Source organism: Leptospira wolffii serovar Khorat str. Khorat-H2, assembly GCF_000306115.2.
In the GTDB taxonomy this organism is placed as follows: domain Bacteria; phylum Spirochaetota; class Leptospiria; order Leptospirales; family Leptospiraceae; genus Leptospira_B; species Leptospira_B wolffii.
This window is the reverse complement of the sequence record NZ_AKWX02000004.1, coordinates 186,628-203,916: the sequence shown is the minus strand read 5'-3', so window position 1 is coordinate 203,916 and position 17,289 is coordinate 186,628. Positions and strand designations below refer to the sequence as shown.

Annotated in this window: 17 protein-coding genes; 8 read left to right on the top strand and 9 right to left on the bottom strand. The window is 46.0% G+C overall.

Features of this window, described 5'->3' with window-relative positions; translation table 11 throughout:
* Positions 1 to 27 precede the first annotated feature (27 nt).
* The 5 genes from LEP1GSC061_RS00995 to LEP1GSC061_RS00975 all read right to left on the bottom strand — a co-directional run bounded on the left by LEP1GSC061_RS00995 (position 28) and on the right by LEP1GSC061_RS00975 (position 5,614).
* On the bottom strand, positions 28 to 876 hold the full coding sequence (locus tag LEP1GSC061_RS00995) for an oxygenase MpaB family protein (protein ID WP_016543807.1): 849 nt from the start codon (positions 874 to 876) through the stop codon (positions 28 to 30).
* A 391-nt stretch (positions 877 to 1,267) separates the two neighbouring features.
* Positions 1,268 to 2,197 (bottom strand): cysteine synthase A, encoded by a 930-nt coding sequence (cysK, locus tag LEP1GSC061_RS00990; RefSeq protein ID WP_016543786.1) that lies wholly within the window; start codon positions 2,195 to 2,197, stop codon positions 1,268 to 1,270.
* A gap of 124 nt (positions 2,198 to 2,321) precedes the next feature.
* Positions 2,322 to 3,392 (bottom strand): hypothetical protein, encoded by a 1,071-nt coding sequence (locus LEP1GSC061_RS00985; RefSeq protein WP_016543960.1) that lies wholly within the window; start codon positions 3,390 to 3,392, stop codon positions 2,322 to 2,324.
* A gap of 47 nt (positions 3,393 to 3,439) precedes the next feature.
* On the bottom strand, positions 3,440 to 3,997 hold the full coding sequence (locus tag LEP1GSC061_RS00980; RefSeq protein WP_016544088.1) for a gamma carbonic anhydrase family protein: 558 nt from the start codon (positions 3,995 to 3,997) through the stop codon (positions 3,440 to 3,442).
* Positions 3,998 to 4,102: 105 nt separating this feature from the next.
* Positions 4,103 to 5,614 carry an LA_3751/LA_3752 family putative glycosyltransferase gene (locus LEP1GSC061_RS00975; RefSeq protein WP_016543945.1) on the bottom strand — a complete coding sequence of 504 codons (1,512 nt, stop codon included), beginning with the start codon at positions 5,612 to 5,614 and terminating at the stop codon, positions 4,103 to 4,105.
* Between the two features lie 116 nt (positions 5,615 to 5,730).
* Between LEP1GSC061_RS00975 and lepB the strand changes: the two genes are divergently transcribed.
* The 8 genes from lepB to LEP1GSC061_RS00935 all read left to right on the top strand — a co-directional run bounded on the left by lepB (position 5,731) and on the right by LEP1GSC061_RS00935 (position 12,766).
* Entirely contained in the window at positions 5,731 to 6,288 is a 558-nt protein-coding gene (lepB, locus tag LEP1GSC061_RS00970) for a signal peptidase I (RefSeq protein ID WP_016543806.1), read from the top strand.
* A gap of 133 nt (positions 6,289 to 6,421) precedes the next feature.
* Entirely contained in the window at positions 6,422 to 7,429 is a 1,008-nt protein-coding gene (gap, locus tag LEP1GSC061_RS00965; RefSeq protein ID WP_016543728.1) for a type I glyceraldehyde-3-phosphate dehydrogenase, read from the top strand.
* A gap of 3 nt (positions 7,430 to 7,432) precedes the next feature.
* Entirely contained in the window at positions 7,433 to 8,611 is a 1,179-nt protein-coding gene (locus LEP1GSC061_RS21785; RefSeq protein ID WP_016543611.1) for a phosphoglycerate kinase, read from the top strand.
* A gap of 45 nt (positions 8,612 to 8,656) precedes the next feature.
* On the top strand, positions 8,657 to 9,409 hold the full coding sequence (gene tpiA, locus LEP1GSC061_RS21780) for a triose-phosphate isomerase (protein ID WP_016543684.1): 753 nt from the start codon (positions 8,657 to 8,659) through the stop codon (positions 9,407 to 9,409).
* Between the two features lie 143 nt (positions 9,410 to 9,552).
* Positions 9,553 to 9,939, top strand: a complete 387-nt coding sequence (gene secG / locus LEP1GSC061_RS00950) for a preprotein translocase subunit SecG (RefSeq protein ID WP_016544143.1) — start codon at positions 9,553 to 9,555, stop codon at positions 9,937 to 9,939.
* 40 nt (positions 9,940 to 9,979) lie between these two features.
* The gene (gene lenA / locus LEP1GSC061_RS00945) at positions 9,980 to 10,642 is read left to right on the top strand and encodes an endostatin-like outer membrane lipoprotein LenA (protein ID WP_016543461.1); all 663 of its coding nucleotides are present in this window, start codon (positions 9,980 to 9,982) and stop codon (positions 10,640 to 10,642) included.
* Positions 10,643 to 10,647: 5 nt separating this feature from the next.
* Positions 10,648 to 11,772, top strand: coding sequence for an LIC_12097 family sensor histidine kinase (locus LEP1GSC061_RS00940; protein WP_040507533.1), 1,125 nt, complete (start codon positions 10,648 to 10,650; stop codon positions 11,770 to 11,772).
* Position 11,773: 1 nt separating this feature from the next.
* Positions 11,774 to 12,766 carry a response regulator transcription factor gene (locus LEP1GSC061_RS00935; protein ID WP_016543978.1) on the top strand — a complete coding sequence of 331 codons (993 nt, stop codon included), beginning with the start codon at positions 11,774 to 11,776 and terminating at the stop codon, positions 12,764 to 12,766.
* A gap of 1 nt (position 12,767) precedes the next feature.
* On the opposite strand, the gene LEP1GSC061_RS00930 is transcribed toward LEP1GSC061_RS00935, so the two are convergent.
* The 4 genes from LEP1GSC061_RS00930 to argS form a co-directional block, all read right to left on the bottom strand.
* On the bottom strand, positions 12,768 to 13,100 hold the full coding sequence (locus LEP1GSC061_RS00930) for a hypothetical protein (RefSeq protein ID WP_040507531.1): 333 nt from the start codon (positions 13,098 to 13,100) through the stop codon (positions 12,768 to 12,770).
* 88 nt (positions 13,101 to 13,188) lie between these two features.
* Positions 13,189 to 14,271 (bottom strand): hypothetical protein, encoded by a 1,083-nt coding sequence (locus tag LEP1GSC061_RS00925; RefSeq protein ID WP_016544059.1) that lies wholly within the window; start codon positions 14,269 to 14,271, stop codon positions 13,189 to 13,191.
* Positions 14,271 to 15,524 (bottom strand): nicotinamide-nucleotide amidohydrolase family protein, encoded by a 1,254-nt coding sequence (locus LEP1GSC061_RS00920; protein WP_016543923.1) that lies wholly within the window; start codon positions 15,522 to 15,524, stop codon positions 14,271 to 14,273. The genes LEP1GSC061_RS00925 and LEP1GSC061_RS00920 overlap by 1 nt, the downstream gene beginning before the upstream one ends.
* Entirely contained in the window at positions 15,521 to 17,284 is a 1,764-nt protein-coding gene (argS, locus tag LEP1GSC061_RS00915) for an arginine--tRNA ligase (protein WP_016543627.1), read from the bottom strand. The genes LEP1GSC061_RS00920 and argS overlap by 4 nt, the downstream gene beginning before the upstream one ends.
* Between the last annotated feature and the right edge of the window lie 5 nt (positions 17,285 to 17,289).

The following is a 17,289-nucleotide window of genomic DNA, read 5'->3' as shown; positions in this document are numbered from 1 at the left end:
CGGACCCTAAGGTCCTACCGTATGATTCTAGTGAGGGCCTAACTCTTCAATCAAATATCCGTTCGGATAAGTGGGGTTCTTTCTTTTCGTTACGTAATAAGGAGAAGTCCTGGGAGGCCATATAAAGCGAAGAATGAAGGCTCGAATCTTTAAAGTTAGGTAAGCAAGTATTGTTACGACAGGATTCGGAGAAGGAAATCCCATCGCATCCCGTAAAGGTTTGTCCATGAGAGAATATACGGAATGAAATACCAGATATCTCAGGCCGGGAATTTTTGGAAGCCTACTTGCGGCGATCTGCATAGTGGCTCTGGCAACATTCCCGGACTCGGGAGTATAACGAAAATTCTCCTTTTCGAATCTGCGGTTGAAGTCCAACATCTCCTCGTACGTTTCCGGCATATTCTTTATATTCATCAATTTACCGATCTTCTTCCAAAGATAAAAGTTCGCCAACCTCTCCTTCTCCGTACTCCTCCTCCATCCGAATCTCTCGTTCCAACGATCCGGTTCGAAGATAAAGGTGGTTAGTGTATATAGGAAGTCCTCGTTCTTGATATCGTATTGCTTGTGGATTTGATTCAATCTTCGAATCGCCTCCTTACCTCTTTCGCTTTCCAATCCGTTTTCCAGAAATTCCGCGAGAATCAATGCGGTATCGTCGTATCGTTTTTGTCCTGACTTCTCGAACTGTTTGGTTCCGTCTAAAATCTTGGAAATGGAAGGAATTGCAAAGGTTCGAAAGAAAGAGATCGCAAGAGAGATCTCTACATCCTGGGGAAAGTCGTAACTCCCCGAAAGGAAAACGATTTTCTGTGCATCTTTCTCAGGATCCAAGTCCCGAATTTGTTCTAATACTTGAAAGCGATTGGCCATAGAATTCCTACTTAAAGCCTCTTACTAATTTATCCGGATTCCCGGAGCCTGGAAGAAAATATCCACATAGGCGGAGGCGCATCTTTTTCACACAATCGTGATAAATAAGAATATCTTACAAGCAATCTTTTATTTTTCTTCAATGGTTGGATTACGAACGGTTTATAGAATCGAATACCTATTGAACAAACGTTTACCGGATACCCTTCGAGACTTGATATTTCTCAGGACACCTCGCACCCGCTCGATAGTTTTATATAAAACATATTATAAAATCAAGATATACTTTTGAAAAAGCCGGCTCTGAAAATTCCCAAGGACAAAAAAATCCCGGCAAATTGCCGGGATTTTCATTCTCTCCGTTCAAAACGGAAGCTTTTAAGATTGATTCTTAGCCGTTAGAAGGAACCGGGAAAAGTCCTTCGATGGAAAGGTATCTTTCTCCGGTGTCATAGTTGAAGGTGAGAATAGTGGATCCTTCTGGAATTTCAGGAAGCTTTTTCGCTACCGCTGCAAGAGCCGCTCCGGAGGATACTCCCAGGAAGATTCCTTCTTCTTTAGCCGCGCGTAGAGCGTATTGGAATGCCTCGTCTTTGGAAACTTGGATGACTCCGTCCAAAAGATCAGTGTGTAGGTTTTTAGGAATGAATCCGGCTCCGATCCCTTGGATTGGGTGCGGTCCGGGCTTTCCTCCGGAGATAACGGGAGAAGCCTCAGGCTCTACAGCATATACCTTCGTTTTAGGGAATTTTTCCTTCAGAACTTTGGCAACTCCGGTGATATGTCCGCCGGTACCGACTCCGGTGATGAGCACATCGACTCCGTTAGGGAAGTCTTTTAGAATTTCCGCTGCGGTCGTTTCGACGTGCACTTTAATATTAGCTTCGTTTTCAAACTGTTGGGGCATCCAAGCCTTAGGATTTTCCGCAACGAGTTGCTTTGCTCTTTCGATAGCTCCCGGCATTCCTTTTTCTCTAGGAGTCAGGTCGAATTCCGCTCCGTAAGCAGCCATGATTCTTCGTCTTTCCACGCTCATGGACTCAGGCATTACTAAAATCAGACGGTAACCTTTCACTGCAGCGACTAATGCCAAACCGATTCCGGTGTTCCCTGAAGTGGGCTCGATGATGACGGTGTCTTTTGTCAATTTTCCGGTCTTTTCAGCGTCTTCGATCATGGAAAGAGCGATACGATCCTTAATGGATCCACCTGGATTGCTACGCTCTAATTTGTTATAAACAGTGTGTTTGGAACCAAAGAGTCGGTTGATTTTTACATGCGGAGTATTACCGATCGTCTCTAAGATATTATTGGCTTTCATGGGAGATTCTTACCTCTTACAACTGGAATTTTTCCGTTTCGCTACTATATTAAACACATTTTTCAATATATCAAATGACATCAATGAAAAAACCGGTAGCCGGGCATGCAATTTCTTCCGATTCTTAAACTTCCTTCAAGACAATTCCGGAAAGAAAGGCTTCCGTTTCCGGTCCCCAAGAAACTCCTAGCCCTTTGTAAACCGCGTAAATCGTAGAGATATGTACGTTGGAATCTCCGGGAGTAGCCGCATATCCCCTTACCTCTTTTCCTAAAACTTCCAGGGCCGAAAGCGGAAAGACCGCATGGGAAAAAATCCTCCCGTACAGACCCCTGTCCCGACCGGAAGAAAAAATGGAATTGGTGGAAACCAGTTCCGAGGTACTTAAAAAAGGGTCGTTCTCGATTTTAGATATAAGCCAGTCCCTTCGGATCTCCTTTTTGAGCCTAAGCTTAAAACGGATCAAATGCATATAAGGAGAATTGATCGTGATAGATGAGGACCCGATAGGAATCCGAAATCCCATAGTATCGTACAATTCGTTCAAAAGTCTTCCGTGATGGGTCCCCGTTTCCGATTCGGGTAAAACGAGCAAGGGTCCGGTGACGTGAGGATCGTTCTTTGCCATATCGGCATCCCTACGTATAACGAAAAAATCCGCCTCTTCTAGAAGACCGGAAAGTTCTTTTGCGTGCCTTTCGTAGAATGGCCTAAGAATCCCGGCCAGCGTATGGGTATTGCAAGTGGAGATATGTAGAAAACGGGGCAGTTCCGAATCCAAAACGCGGGAATTATCGGGATAAACGAACTGGGGGCCGAACGCATGCTCGCTTCCCTGGGCGATGAAAATTCGAATATTATGATATAATGGCCCTTCGTATTCCGATTTTCTCTTATCTGCCACTCCGGGGGGAGAGGAATCGCAAAGCACGAAGCAATTTTGAAGAGCTTCTTGCTTAGAGATCCATTCGGGAAAAAAATCTCGAACTCCGTTTTCCGAATCGTCTACGAGGATCGCTCCTTTTTCCACTAGGGAAAGAATCTGAGGAAGTTCGGACTTACGAAGTTTATAAGGCTCTACAAAGACTCGGAATCCTCCGAATTTACTCTGCAGTAATAATAAGAGGGAGGCCAGGGGCCATCCGATCACACCGGTTCCTCGCAGGAATACTCCCGGCTTTCCCTCTCCGCTCACCTAAAGTTCGACCCCTGTTTATTTTCTCCCATAAACTCAGATTCGAATCAGACTCCGCTAATTCTATAAAAATAATCCTGAAGATAATTATTTTTATAGTTCACGTAATTTGCAGTGGTTTTTTCGATCATTTGCCTTTCCTTATCGGTGATCTCCCTCACTACTTTTCCGGGAGATCCCATGACCATGGATCCGGGCGGTATGATTTTTCCAGGAGTGACCATAGCGCCTGCAGCCACGAACGCGTATTCTCCCAGTTCCACTCCGTCCATGAGAATCGCACCCATTCCCACGAAAGAATTATCCCTGAGCTTGCACCCGTGAATGACCGCCCTATGCCCTATGGAAACGTTATTACCTATCTCCACCGGGTGATGATCCTTAGAAACATGTACCACCGTCATGTCTTGGATATTCACGTTTTCGCCGATTCGGATATAATTCACATCTCCTCGGATCAAAGTTTGGAACCAAATCGAAGAATTCTTGCCGACGATCACATCGCCAACGACCTGAGAACCGGGGGCAAGAAAAACTTCCTCCCCGATTACGGGACGTTTTCCCATATATTCCAGAATATTACCCGCTTTATAAACCTGTTGCATATGTTTCTTCTCCCACTTGCATACTATTTTAAAGCCTCTTGGAAGACAAACAAGTCGAAATTCGAAGCTTTCCGCTTCGGATTCTCCGAAAGAAAAACGTAAAAATCAGCGTACGAAGCTGAGAATTTCTAATTTCCAAGCGATCCTTTGTTCGGATAATCGCCAGCCTTGTCGCAATAATTCCTTTTTCAATATGGCTTCATTTCTTTCTAATCCGTCTTGCCTCATTCCTTCCAGGAGATAATACGTAACAGGCTCATATTGGATCAAATCCAAACGGGAAACCTTTCCGGAAAGGAATTTTACGAATTCCTTTTTATCTTCGGATCGGCGAATCAGTAACACTTTTTTCTCTAAAATATCTTTCCCATAAAATCCGATAATACTAGGCTCCGAAACAACGGACACCTCTCCCGATAGATTAGTTAAGACGGAATTATATTTTTGAAATTCTTGGGAGACTTTCACCTGCAAACGAAAGAAAACGTAAACCACGATGAAACCAAGAGCAAAAAGGGAAATTACCGACTTTCGCCATATCTTATCTAAGGAAGTTTTTCCGAAATCCTTACCGAAGTATAGTATCGAAACGGGAATCGTGAGCCAGGAAAGATAACGGGTTCCCCAATCTATATTGGAATCGTTAGGAGAAAGCAGTAAGATTAGAAAAATAGATATTATTGTAGCGAAAAGGAGCTCTTTCTTTTCCAAATCCCGAATGCGAAACAACAAATGCAAAATCGCAATAAGGGCCCAGGTAGAAAAAAGAAAGAATCCTACTCGACCATTTCCGTAAAAAAGGAGAGAAGCGTATTTTTCCCAATCCAAGAAGGATTCCATCCCCGTTTTATTCGCTTCAATCCGCGTTCCCAAAAAGTTTCCATATAGAACATAGTTCATCAAAAAAAAGAGGAATACTGAGAATCCGTATCCGATCAGCAGATAGAAACGTTTCGCGTCTTCCGAATCCTTCTTCGGAAACCCTGTCCTAAAGAAACGGAAAACAAGAAAAATGCTAAGAAGAAAAGGAAGAAATACCACCTCCGGCCGAAAAAAGACGGCCGACCCGCTGACCAGGCCTACCATAAAATTGGAATACTTCCCGAAAAGCGGCCTATAATAAAATCCCACCAAGACGGCAATCAGAAAGAATACGATCGCATAATCCGGAAAAAGGAAGGAATGAAAGAAACAGGGTCCGAAAGTCAATACGACGGGAATCCAAAAATTCTTTCGAATCCGAAGTGAAAGCAACCAAGTTCCCGCAAGAAAGAATAGAACGGAAATATAAACTAAATGCGTATAGTCTCCTGTCAATCGGACGAGAGCCGCAAAGAGCGAAAACGCGACCGGGAATACTCCGATTAAGATAGGTATATCTTTCCCGTTTCCTCCGGGAGAATAAGCACATCCTCCGAGCCCTTCCAATATCGAACACTTCGAATACTGAGATTGGAATCCTGTATCCAAAAAGGCTTGAGCCTGAAGTATTTTTGTCTGATTATCCGCGACCAAAACTGATTCTGCCGGAATTTTCAAAAACACAAACGAGACAAAAAGAAGACAGATCAGATTAGATAACGCAAATGGGGTAAGTTTTTCTTTCCAAAATTTCATCTAATTTTCGCAATCAAAGAGGATAGTTTCTTAATATAGCTTCGTTCGAAAAATAGAAACCGTTTTTTATAAAAATCTACTTTGACCTTTTTAAGTCGGAACGTAGTCTGGCTTCTATGTCTGGTTCCGTAAAAGGCTTCGGGGAAAAAGAAAAGAAGATCGATCGCAAAAAGTTGATTCGTATTTTCGGAATAGCGGCCTTGCTCGGATTCCTCCTCGCATTTGCGGTACGCTTTTGGATCTTATTTCCTTTCACGATTTCTAACTCCGAAATGAGTCCTACTTATCCTTCCGGAAAACGGGTTTATATATTCCGATGGATCCGTCCGGATTCCCTATTTTTGGGAAACGTCGTTCTAACCGAGCACCCCACCCAAAAAAATAAAGTGGTCTTAGCGAGGATCGTAGGAAAACCGGGAGATTCCATTTCCATCCAGGACAAGGTCGTTTATAGAAACGGGGTTTCCGAGACGGAAGGTAGCCTTCCCTTCTCCGTACAACACTCGGACAATCGGCCTCCCTTTGCTTCCGGCTTTTCCCAAAGAGATAATCTCCCTCCGGTAAGAATAGAGGATCGAAATTATTTCCTTCTTTGCGACAACCGAGACGATTGTACGGATTCCAGGGATTTCGGCCCAATCGGTTTCGATAAGATCCTAGGTAAACTACTCTAAAACCCCCATTTTTCTCGTCTGCGAACCGGCAAAAAACGGATTTTCAGGATGGTTTTACTATAAAAACATGTATTTGGACGAGCTTTTCGCTCAAACCTCTCCAGAAACAAGCAAAGGAAAATAAGGGAAGAACATGACAAGAATCGCTATCAACGGATTTGGACGGATCGGAAGACTGGTTTTTCGCTCCGGAATCAAAGACCCCAACATCGAATTCGTAGCAATCAACGACCTAGTTACTCCGGACAATCTCGGCTATCTTCTAAAATACGACTCTACCCATGGACGTTTCAACGGAACTGTGGAGCATACTGATAAAGAACTCATAGTGGACGGAAAAAAAGTTCTCTGCGTTTCCGAAAGAGACCCGGAAAAACTCCCGTGGAAAGACCTAAAAGTAGACTATGTGATCGAATCCACCGGTCTGTTCACCGATAGAGTCGGTGCAGAGAAGCATATCAAAGCGGGAGCTAAGAAAGTAGTCATCTCCGCGCCTGCGAAGGACAAGGACATCCCCACTTTCGTGATGGGAGTCAATAATGAGAAATACGATCCGAGTAAGGACCATGTGGTTTCCAACGCATCCTGCACCACCAACTGTCTCGCTCCGATCACAAAAGTCGTTCTGGACAATTTCGGAATCGAAGAAGGTCTCATGACCACCATCCACGCGACCACCGCCACCCAACCTACCGTTGACGGTCCTTCCAAAAAGGACTGGAGAGGAGGAAGAGGCGCTATGCAAAACATCATCCCCGCTTCCACGGGTGCTGCAAAAGCGGTCGGTCTTTGTATTCCCGAAGTAAACGGTAAACTTACCGGTATGTCTTTCCGAGTTCCTACCCCGGACGTATCCGTAGTGGATCTTACCGTAAGAACCACCAAAGAAACCAGCCTAAAAGAGATTTCCGCAAAAATGAAAGAAGCTTCTGAAGGTGCTATGAAAGGAATCCTGGGTTACACCGACGAGATGGTCGTCTCCAACGACTTCTTAAGCTCCACTCTGTCTTCCATCTTCGATGCCGACGCTTGTATTGAGTTGAACTCTAGATTCTTCAAATTGGTTTCCTGGTATGATAACGAGATGGGTTACTCCAACCGAGTTCTGGACCTGATCCGTTATATGGCGAAAAAAGGATAATCGATGCAATTACCCAGACTCGAAAACGAGAACCTCCAAGGAAAGCGGGTCTTTCTCCGGGTCGATTTTAACGTTCCATTAGAGAACGGTAAAGTAACGGATAAGACCAGAATCGAAAAAACCCTTCCTACGATCGAATTGCTCGTGAAGAAGGGTGCGAGGCTCGTGATCGCGAGCCATTTGGGGCGTCCTAAAGGCAAACCGGATCCTCAGTATTCCATGGAACCCGTCTACGAGGTATTCAGGGGAATGGTAAAGGCTCCGGTTTCTTTCTCTAAAGAAGTCGTAGGAGACAGCGTCACCAAACTCTCCAACGGATTGAAAGACGGTGAAATTCTAGTTCTGGAAAATCTCCGCTTCCATAAGGAAGAAGAAGAGAATGAGGCGGGCTTCTGTAAAAAGCTCGCGGCTCTCGCAGACGTTTATGTGAACGACGCGTTCGGAGCCGCTCATAGGGCCCATGCTTCCACGGAAGGGATCGCCCATCTTCTCCCCTCTTTTGCGGGCCTCTTGATGTACAAGGAGATCACCGAACTCTCTAGCCTTCTTTCCCGTCCCGCCAAACCGTTCGTGGCTATCATAGGCGGATCCAAGGTTTCCTCCAAAATCAGCGTGATCAAAAATCTTATAGATAAAGTGGATCATATCCTGATCGGGGGAGGTATGGCCTACACTTTCCTAAAGTCCAGAGCCATCCCGGTAGGAAATTCTTTAGTAGAAAAAGATTTCGAAGTGGAAGCGTTCCAACTGATCGAAAAGGCAGGAGTCGCCGGAGTGGATTTCCAACTCCCAGTGGACCATGTGATCGGAGATAAATTCGATCCGAACGCCAAGACCAAGGTTGTGGACAAAATGGGAATCATAGACGGATGGATGGGGATGGATATCGGACCCAAAACCGTCTCAAACTATGAAAAGATTATCAAGAATGCAGCGACAATCGTTTGGAACGGACCCATGGGAGTCTTCGAATTCGATAAATTCGCTTCCGGGACCATGGCAATCGCTAAGGCCGTAGCCAAATCCAAGGCCAAGACCGTAGTGGGTGGAGGAGACTCCATCGCCGCGATCAATAAGGCCAAGGTGGAAGATAAGATCACCCACGTTTCCACCGGAGGAGGGGCTTCCTTAGAATTTTTGGAAGGAAAGAAACTCCCCGGAGTCGTGGCACTCCTGAAGTAAACGAAACAGAGAATTTGAATATTCCGAAAGTAGAAAGGACTGGATATGCGCCCTAAAATCATCGCAGGAAACTGGAAAATGAATCTCTCCGAAAAGGAGGCATTGCAACTCGCCCAAGGCCTGAAGGAAAAACTTCCTTCTAAACTAGGCAGCAAGAAAGCGGTGGTTTTTCCTTCAGCGATCCATTTGGCTTCCGTAGCGAGGATCTTAGAGGGTTCCGGCGTCCAAGTAGGGGCTCAGAACGTATATCCGGCCCCTCTGACCGCCATGACCGGAGAGAATGGCCCGGACCAACTCGCAGAATTGGGCCTCGGATTCGCTCTCGTCGGTCACTCGGAAAGAAGACAATTTCTGGGAGAAACGAACGAATTCTGCAATCGTAAGATCACCTATCTAGTTCAGAGAAATTTCACGGCGGTGTACTGCGTGGGAGAAACTCTGGAAGAAAGAGAGTCCGGAAAAACTTTCGAAGTTTTAGGAAGACAAATCCGCGACGGACTAGCGTCCATCTCTAGCGACCAATTTCCTAGAATCTGGGTAGCCTATGAACCGGTTTGGGCTATAGGAACCGGAAAAGTCGCTACTCCCACCCAGGCCCAGGAAGCCCACGCGTTCATCCGTAAGGAAATCGCGGGACTTTTCCAAGGAGGAAAGGCAGTCGCAGACGTTCTACCTATTCTTTACGGAGGATCGGTAAAGGCGGATAATGTGAAGGAACTCCTATCCCAAGCGGATATCGACGGAGGGCTCGTAGGCGGAGCTAGTCAAAAGTTGGATAGCTTCCTGGCACTTTTCTAATTCTTACATATCCGGATCCGACTCTCTAAACCCCCGTTTTGAGGTTTTCGAAACGACTTGTCAGTGCAGAGCCGAACGGTAATTTGGCTTTGCAGGCGATTTTTCGTCTGAAACAAACCTTTTTCTTACCAGGAATCGACCCCATGGGATTTATCACAGGAACCATTCTAGTTCTTTTCGTTTTCGTTAGCCTTTTCTTAATTCTTCTCGTTATGATCCAGACCGGTAAAGGCGGAATGGGAGGAGTCCTGGGCGGTGGAGCCAGCCAATCCGTATTCGGATCGTCGACGGCGGATGTTTTGACAAAAGCGACTCGAGTTGCAGGCCTTCTTTTTTTAGCACTTTCTTTGATTCTTTCTTTCCTTTTTGCGAAGACTAGCGGATACAATACCACCCCGGTCTCCGATATCGCGCCTCCTCCGGCTGCGACCATTGAAGGAGCTCCGGAAAACCAAGGAGGAACAGATGCCAATTCGGCCCCAGCAGCTCCTACCAACGCTCCCGCTCCGGAAGGACAACCTAAACCGTAATTTTCGACTCTCTCCAACTGTAAAGGCGGCTCGTTCCGCCTTGTTCCTTCTGCTGATCTCCTGGATCCATTCTTCTTCTCCCGTTTTTTCCCAAAACCAAGATAGCACAAAGGCCGCTGTAGCCACTTCTACGCAAATCTTGAATCAACGTATCCTGAAGGCGTACGAAAGCCTGGGTGTTGCGAGAGAGCTCTTGAAATTCGAGAGAATGGAGGCCCTCCCTATCGGGACCCTGGTCACCTGGGTCGGAACCTATCCGAACCGCAAGGGAGTGAAAATCACTAAATTCAGCGTAGTACCTTCTTCCTCCCCGGGAGGAGTGGAAAGAGCCGAAGAGAAATCCATTCTACTGGAATTCAACGGGTCTACCTTATCCAAAGTGGTTTCGGAAATCAAAACGGCGAATTATACCACGGAAGATACTGTGCTCGTCAGAATGACCGACAATACCCCCTTGGACAATAACGTGGACGATCTTCTCATATATGCGGATCGAAACGGAAGGGAGGCGGAATATCCCCTAAACTATCTGCCCGACGAAGGAGTGAACCGGGATCGGTCGGAATTCAAAAAGGAATTTTATCTGAAATTAATTGAGGATTTCTTTATCCATGTGTTACGTCTCCAGGAAATGCAGAGCCAACATTCTTCCAAAAACCAAAAAAAATTACTGCAAAGTTATAAAGAATCACTAGAATATTGATCCGGATGTCATCCCTAATGGAAAACCTCCACGAGAGAGCGGAGGAACTCCAAGCCATTCTCGACGGAATTACGGAACCCTTGGTTTTAATCGATCCGGGTTTCCGGGTTCGTCGTGTAAATCGAGCAACTTTGGAATTCTCCAACGAGCCCGATTTTCCGACCGTGCTTGGACGGAAATGTTACGAAATCTTATACAATCGCACCGGGGTCTGCCCTTACTGTCCGATGCGAGATCACCACGAAGACGAGCCCTTCTTCGATAAACAATTCGAAGGAAGAGGAGAGATCGGTCGCGAAATCTTCCATGTAGCCAACGACCAAAAGGAGACTCTTTACCTGGATTTCTTTCCTATCCGCAAGGACGGCAATATCGTAGCCATCGTGGAAAAGATCAGCAATATCACACGAATCAAAGAGAAGGAAGAGGAAAATCTACGGATACGCAACCTTGCCTCTCTTGGTATTTTCATCTCCGGGGTGGCTCACGAGTTAAATAATCCCCTCACCGGAATGAGTCTAACATTGCAAAACCTAATGAATAATCTCTCTAGCATGGATCCGGCGTTCTTTAGAAAACGGCTGGAGATGATCAAAGAGGATCTTACTCGCGCCGCAATGATCGTCTTAGACGTAATCAGTTTCGCAAAGCCGGATAAATTAGTCACCACCGGCGCCGATATCCATGAAACTGTGATGAAAGCCAAAGATTCCGTCACCTGGGTCTATCCGGTTCTTTCCAAAAATGTGGAATGGGAAATCCTAAGCGAACCGGGTATGGTTTTCCAATTCAATCCTGTAAAAATCGAACGACTCTTTATCAATCTTTTCAAGAATTCACTCCAAGCCTACGACTATGGAGAAGGAAAAATCAGAGTAGAAGTACGTAGGACTCGAAATATGATGCACATATTCGTCGAAGATACTGCCGGTGGAATTCCGGAAGATATGCTGGATAAGATTTTCTCCCCATTCTTTACCAAAAACAAATCCGGAATCGGCACGGGGCTAGGACTCTCCATCTGCCATTCCATCGTAAGAGAGCATAGCGGAGAGCTAACGGTTCGTTCCTACGATCGCAAGACCAGATTCAAGATCTCCCTGCCTTTGGAACAACCTAAAGGGGCTTAATTTGTCCAAACGTAGAATACTCGTAGTTGAAGACATTCATTCCATACGCGAAGCCGTGAAGGACATTCTAGTCAGAGACTATGAGGTCTTCGACGCGGAAAATTACGATCAAGCGGTAGAGATCCTGGCCTCCGAGCCGGTGGATCTGGTCATTACGGACATACGTATGCCTGGGAAATCCGGTTTGGATCTGATAAAAACCATACAGAAGGATCATCCTGGAGTCCAGTATTCCCTGATGACTGCCTATAATATCAACGACTATATCAATTTCGCTTACGAACACGATATCTGGAATATCATCCCTAAGTATTCTTTTTTGGACATCAATCTCATAACCGTAATGGTTAAGAAATTGCTCTTTAAGGATATATTCGGTGTGGAGAAATATTTCGGCGCCGATTTCAGAATGTTGGAAGAAGAAGGAGAAGGCTTTTCCGTTCCTCCCGAGAACGGAGTAGTATTCCGCAAGATCCGTTCCGACCAGGAAAGGAATCATATTTGCAACCGCGTAGGTTCCTTCCTCATCGAAAAAGGGGCTCCGAATGCGGTTCATCAGATTTTGGAGGAACTCACCTCCAACGCGATGATACGTGCCCCAAGAGATTCCAAAGGAAATTCCAAATACCAATACGAACTTCCCTCTCGGGACCTTCTGGTTCCTTTGGAACATATACAACTGGCCGAAACGGATTATTTCGAATTAGGGTACGGTATCGCCGACAATTCCTATATCATCATCGTTAGGGATCATTTCGGCTCCCTAAATAAGAAGGAAATCCTAAAAAGATTAGATCGGCATATCACCGTAGACGGTCCAACGGGACTTCCCGCAGGGCTCGCAGATTCCCACGGAAGAGGCTTATATATCTGTAGGGAAATTTCGGATCAGTTGATTTTCAATATAGAAAAAGAAAGAAGAACGGAGATCATCGCCCTCATGGACAAACAGACCAATAAGGGTTATAAATCCCTATCCATTTACGAGGTCTAATTCAGCCGCATTCTTTGATTTCAGGATACTGGGTCTTTACAATAGATCCTATAAGATAGAATAGGCCTCCGATAATATGCGGAGCCGAAGCGAACTGGAATGAAAGAATATAAGCGCTAAGCCCAATATCCCCGCCGAATCCAATGTACATTCCGGTCTTAGTCCAAGGGCATTTACTTCTCGCGGTATAGGAATCTCCTTGAAGCATCTTTCGAGTTCCGGAGTATCCGGCTTCCAAAACCTGCCCCGTTCTCTCTCCGATCATAGAGATGCAGGAATAGGAAATACAAAAGCTTAAGACTAAAATAGTTCTGAGCAAAAATCTATTAATCACGGCAGGCAACTCCGAATGCGATATCTCGACTCAATTTGGAATACATATTTTCCGAAAAATCGGAAGAGATTCTCAAGCTTAAACTTCCTTATAGATCCCGATACAATACGATCTCTTTACCGCCTTCCAAGAACGCCTCCCCCATTCTACCGGAGGAAAAGAAGCGATAGGGTCTGTCCGCAGCCTTGATTTTTTCTTCTCGCAGTACGTTGCCGTCTTCTCCCAGAAAATAAAGATTTCCATCGGCCTCTCCGGCAAACCAAGTTCCAGCATGAAAGACCGTTTGGTATACCGGCCCGATCTTGGCCCTCTTCTTCTCGAAAAGTACCTTGCCTTTCTTGGAGTAGAGAACCAAAGAATCGTGAAAACCCGCTAGAACCGAACCTTCGGAAGATACCGCCAAGTAAAGTTTATGAGGGAGAACCCTTCCTAAGTTCCATTCCTCCGATTCCGTGCCGTCCTGATCGTATACGCGAATGAAATCCCGATTTCCTCTCAAGAAATGCACCGCAATCTTACTTCCGTCAACCGACACCGCCAGGCTCTTGGAGAATACGGGCTCTTTCTCTCCCATTCTATTTTGAAAAAGAAGATCGCCTTTCCCGTTCAATACGAATAATTCTCCTCCTGAGAATAATACCGCGGTTTCTCCTTGGGAAAGATTCTTGGAGGCGAATCCTAAATCCGTCAGAAACCTTCCGTCCAATTTCTTGGCCCCGAGAGGATTACCGTTGATATCCGAAACTAGGACCTGGTTATTGTCTCCGGATAAGAATAGGATGAGACTTCCGTCCGGATGCACTTTCGGATAACTCTTATACTCTTTGGTCCAAAGTAGCTCTCCCGATTCGGAGAAGAATTCTACGGAATTTCCGATCTTATTGTAAGATAGATAGCCTTTAGAGCTGAGAGGATATTCGATTCGAGAAAGATCGTCTATCGCAACGGATTCCCCGCCGGGAATTCTCACATAAGCGGCGCCCGTCTTGTATCCGTTCAACACTTTTTCCGGATCGAAATCGGAGCGTGGATCGGGAAAATTTCCCAACCTAGCTTCCTTACTCCAGGACCAGGTTTTCTGGATTCCTCTGGCGGAATCGTAGGGATTGCCTATAAAATAAAAAAAAGCAAGAAAGAAGATTACGCTCAATCCTAGGATCCTAAATAACATTATGATTTCCTTAAGCGATTATAGAGTATATATAGCGAAGTGGCCGATACGACGTCCCGAAAAAGTTCCCTTTGAAAAGGAAGATAAAGCTCCTTTACTTCAGTTTCCTTTCCCTTAATATGAGTTCCTATGAATACGGTCCCGACCTTTTTACCGGGAGTCCCTCCGCCGGGTCCCGCAATACCCGTGATGCTAATGGAGAGATCGGTTCCCAAAATCTCTGCCGCCCCGTCCGCCATTTCTCTAGCCACAGGTTCGCTCACCGCTCCGTATTTTTCCAAATTTTCGGAGCTCACTCCTAATATCTCGGCCTTAACCGAATTTGCGTAGGAAACCACCGACCCTAAGAAGTATTCGGAGGAACCGGCTCTGTCGGTGACTAGTTTCGCGACGAGTCCGCCGGTACAACTCTCCGCAGTACCTAAAGTCAGTTTTCTTTCCAAAAGAAGTTTCGGCAGCTCTTCGAATAAATCTCCCGTGCAGAGCCCGGAATATTTTTCCAAAGTAAGACGAATGAGTTCGGATACGACGGATTTGTCCTGGGATTGGTAGGTTACGCGGATAAAACCTCGCTTAGCGGCGACTCCCCATACAGCTCTTCCTTCCTTAAAATGAGGAAGTAGTTCGATGAATTCCTGTTGGAAAAGGGATTCGCTCATTCCCCAAATGAAAACGAAATCCGAATACAATTCCTGGGAATTAAAATGCTTTTGCACCAGAGGAATGAGCTCCTCCCGGAACATAGCGGTCATTTCTTTAGGCACACCCGGCATACAGGCTAGAAACACCCACGGTTTCAATTCCGACCAGAATCCGGGGGCGATTCCTACGCTATTGTGTAAGACGGTGGATTTGGAAGGGATGGAAACTTGTCGGAGTGCCGTGGTTAACGCTTCTTCGAATCCCTTTCCTCTCAAACGATACAGCGCTTGCAGTCGATCGAAAGCCTTCTCATTTCGAATCGGAACCGAAGAGGTCAATTCGCATACGACCTCCAGCGTGTAATCGTCTTCCGTGGGTCCGAGGCCTCCGGTCATTACGATGAGGACCGGTTCTTCCTGGCTGCCACTTTCCGCAAAAGATTGTAATTCCTTCCGAATCAAAATCGGATCGTCGGGTAATACTACGAATTTTTCCACGGAGTAACCGATTCCGAATAATTCATTGGATATCCAAGACGCGTTCGTATCCTGACTTCTACCCGCAGTCAGTTCCGATCCGGTGGAAACGATGATGACCCTGGGTCGATTCAAGCTTCTTTCTCCAATCTTTCCGGAGCGGAAACCCCTAGGAGTCCTAGTCCCAGTGCCAAAACGATTTGAGCGGATTTACAAATTCTAGCGAGTCCCAGTTTCGTTTGTTCGTCCGCTTCCTTCAGTCGATTGTTCTTAGCGATATAAAATTGGGTGAATGCGCGAGCCAAATTTTGCAGATAATTCGTGATTCTATGCGGCTCCAAAGTCAGAGCGGAATCCAAAACTTCTTCCGAAAAGCGGGAGACCCAGAACAGAAGTCTCTTTCTTTCTTCGGTCATTTCCAGATTTTCCAAAGCATTAGCGTCCGAATCCGAACCTACTTCCCGGAAAATGGAAGACACTCTCGCGTGAGCGTATTGCAGATAGAAGACAGGATTTTTGTCCGACTCGTCCTTGGCCAGATCCAAATCGAAATCCAGGGGAGAATCCAAGGAACGCATTACGAAAAAGTAACGTGCTACGTCTCTCGCGTGTTTTCCCAGATACCCTAGAAGATCTTCCATGGTTTGGAACTCTCCGGCTCTCTTACTCATTTTCATCTTTTGCCCGCCCATCAAAAGATTGACCTGCTGGGCGATGACCACCTGAAAATTTTCCTTAGGATATCCTAGAGCCTGCACCGCTCCTGAGAGTCTTGCGATATAACCGTGGTGATCCGGTCCCCAGATATCTATGATCTTGTCGTAACCTCTTGCGATCTTGTCGTTGTGATACGCAATATCCGCGAGTAGATAGGTGGGACGTCCGTCGTCCCTTACCACTACCCTATCCTTATCGTCTCCGTAATCCGTGGAACGAAAAACCTGCTTGCCCTCTTCGGAGAAAACTTTTCCCGATTTCTTGAGATCTTCCAGGACGGCCATGACTTTGCCAGAATCATGAAGAGTAGTTTCGGAGAAGAAACGGTCGTATTCCACTCCGAAAAGATCCAAATCCTTTCTCTGCCAAGCCAGATTGGACTCGACCGCCCAGCGGGAACATTTTTCAGCAAGAGCGAAGTAATTCTTAGAGGCAAGAAGAGACTCGATCTCTCCTTTAGTATTCGGATTTTCTAATAGTCTAGAGGCGATTTCTTTTAGGTATTCGCCCCTGTATCCTTCGGAAGGAATGATATTGCGAGCGAGTAAATCCTCGATCGGGGTTCCGTCCTCGGATTCCTGAAAGCTTACGGACTCTCCTCGGATTTCCCGGATTCTCGCCAAGGCGGAAACGCCCAACAAAAAGACCTGGTTCCCGTAATCGTTTACGTAAAATTCCTTATCTACTTGGTTGCCTACTGCCCTAAGAAGATTGGCGAAAGCATCTCCGGTAGCCGCCGCTCTCGCGGAGACTATATTCAGTGGACCGGTGGGATTCGCGCTTACGAACTCCAAATTGATTTTTTTCGGAGTCTCCAATTTAGGAAAAGCGTCTCCCTTCTGGATAGTCGATTCCAAATAACGAATCAGAAATGCGGGCGAGATTCTAAAATTCACGAACCCGGGGGGAGTAAAATCCACCTTCTCGAATAAATCGGTTCTGGATTGCAGATGTCCCGCCAAGATCGAAGCGGAGTCCAAAGGCTTCTTTCCCAAGGCTTTCGCATTCTCCAAAGCGAACGATGTGGAATAATCTCCGAATGATTCCTCTCTAGAATATTCTATACGTATCCTAAGATCCTTAGGGTCCAGGTGAGGGGCGTCCTTCTTACAATATTCAGCGACGCCTTCCTGTAAGGCGTTCAATACGAGTTGCTTCAGAGTATCCGTTTCTTTCATTCTAT